The organism is Streptomyces sp. S6, from assembly GCF_054880855.1.
This window is the reverse complement of the sequence record NZ_JBTYMC010000582.1, coordinates 1-1,884: the sequence shown is the minus strand read 5'-3', so window position 1 is coordinate 1,884 and position 1,884 is coordinate 1. Positions and strand designations below refer to the sequence as shown.

General features: G+C 73.7%; 3 protein-coding genes. 1 reads left to right on the top strand and 2 read right to left on the bottom strand.

Going from position 1 to position 1,884, the window contains the following annotated elements; translation table 11 throughout:
* Positions 1 to 938 (bottom strand): PEP/pyruvate-binding domain-containing protein (locus tag ACVNF4_RS35470; protein ID WP_461806954.1); only part of this gene is annotated, 938 nt, incomplete at its 3' end.
* A gap of 14 nt (positions 939 to 952) precedes the next feature.
* Positions 953 to 1,540, bottom strand: a complete 588-nt coding sequence (locus tag ACVNF4_RS35465) for a transcriptional regulator (protein WP_461806953.1) — start codon at positions 1,538 to 1,540, stop codon at positions 953 to 955.
* An 88-nt stretch (positions 1,541 to 1,628) separates the two neighbouring features.
* Between ACVNF4_RS35465 and ACVNF4_RS35460 the strand changes: the two genes are divergently transcribed.
* Positions 1,629 to 1,884: TetR family transcriptional regulator (locus tag ACVNF4_RS35460; protein ID WP_461806952.1), on the top strand; the 256-nt coding region annotated here is incomplete at its 3' end.

The window sequence follows — 1,884 nt, the reverse complement described above, 5'->3', positions numbered from 1 at the left end:
GCGACCCGGCGCAGCGCCTCACGCCGGTCGACGACCCCGGCCTCGGCCAGCTCCACGGCCGTCCGGACCGCCGCCGCGCCGGAGAAACGGGCCGACTTGACCTGGAGCAGCCACAACTCACCTGACTGGAAGGTGAATTCGACATAGCAGGCGTCGCGACAGTGGGCCTCGACGCGGCGCAGGGCGTCCCGCAGCTCCTCCCACAACTCCCCGTCGTGCTCGGCGAGTTCACGCAGCGGTCGGGTCGCCTTCGCGCCGGAGACCACATCGTCGCCCTGCGCCCGGAACAGGATGTCGCCGTACGGGGTGTCCTCACCGGTGTTCGGGTCACGGCTGAAGGCGACGCCGGTGCCGCTGCGCGGGTCGCGGTTGCCGAAGACCATGGCCTGGACGACGACGGCGGTGCCCAGGGTGTGCGGGATGCCGTGCAGCGTGCGGTAGGTGCGGGCGCGGGGGGTCTCCCAGGAGGCGAAGACCGCCTCCACGGCCCGGACGAGCTGGGCGGACGCGTCCTGCGGCACGGCGCAGGGCACCGCCGCCGTGAAGCTCGCGAGGAACCGGTCCCGGGAGTCCCGCGCGAACTCCTCGTCACCGGTCTCGGCGGCCAGGCCCGCCGTCGCTGCGGTGGTCAGGCCGAGGCCGAGGACCGTGTCCATCATGCCGGGCATCGACACCCCGGCACCGGAGCGGACGGACACCGCGAGCGGGCGGTCCGGGCCGCCGAGGGCCCGGCCGGTGGCGCGTTCGAGACCGGCGACGCCCAGGCCGAGTTCTTCGTGCAGCCCGTCCGGGAGCCGCCCGTCCCCCAGGAAGGCGCGGCACGCCTCCGCCGTGACGGCGAACGCCGGTGGCACCCGCAGCCCCAGCCGGTGCAGCAGCGCCAGACCGAGCGCCTTGCTCCCCCAGTCGTCCGCAGCGCCGTCGAGTTCGGCCGACACCGGACGCACCCACCTCATCGCGGCAGCCCGAGCGTGACGAGCAGATCCTCGTGCAGCTCCGCCCAGACGGTGTGGTACGACGCCGTACCGTCCGTCACGAACTCCCGCTCCCCGGCGACGGCACGCTCCAGCGCGCCGGTCAGCCGCAGCCGGTAGCGGCCGAACCGGGGGAGCGCGGCGGCGAGTTCGTCACCCACGGGAGCGAACCGCCCGTCCAGGTCGGCGAACCGGTCCAGGACCCGGGCGTCGTACGCGGGGTCGGTGTGGTCGTTGGCGGTGAACGTGCCGTCCACCGGCCGGAGTTGCCAGGCCGTGCACAGATCGAGGAGCTCCGGGTTGAGCACCAGGAACCGCTCGAACCCCGCCCGCAGCGCGCCCCGGGCGCCGGCCGCGTCGAGTTCGGCGGTGACACACCGGACGTTCTCCGCGCGGCCCGCCTCGGTGAGGGCCCAGGCGTCGTACGAGCGCGTCACGAACCCCTCGACGCCGAGGTCGATGAGCGCGGACTCGACGTCCGGCGCGGCGAGTCCGGTGAACGCGCCGAGGCGGGCCGGGCTCGCGGCGCCGGTGCAGCGCAGGGCGTGCAGGACAGGGAGGGGCATGAGGGCTCCGGATGTTCGGTGTTTTTGGATGATGCTGTCATCTGGATGGTCCCGGTATCATGGCACAGCCCGAACCGAAGGGGACACCATGGCGAGACTCACCCGCGCCCAGCAGCAGGAACGCACCCGCGCCGCCGTACTCGTCGCCGCCCGCCGCGAGTTCACCGAACACGGCTACGCCGAGGCCAAGATCGACCGCATCGCCGAGCGCGCCGACCTCACCCGAGGCGCGGTCTACTCCAACTTCTCGGGCAAGCGCGCGCTCTACCTGGCGGTGCTGGCCGACGACGCCGAGAAGGCGCGCGACCTCGCCCGACCGCCCCTGCGCCCACCGACCTCCACCG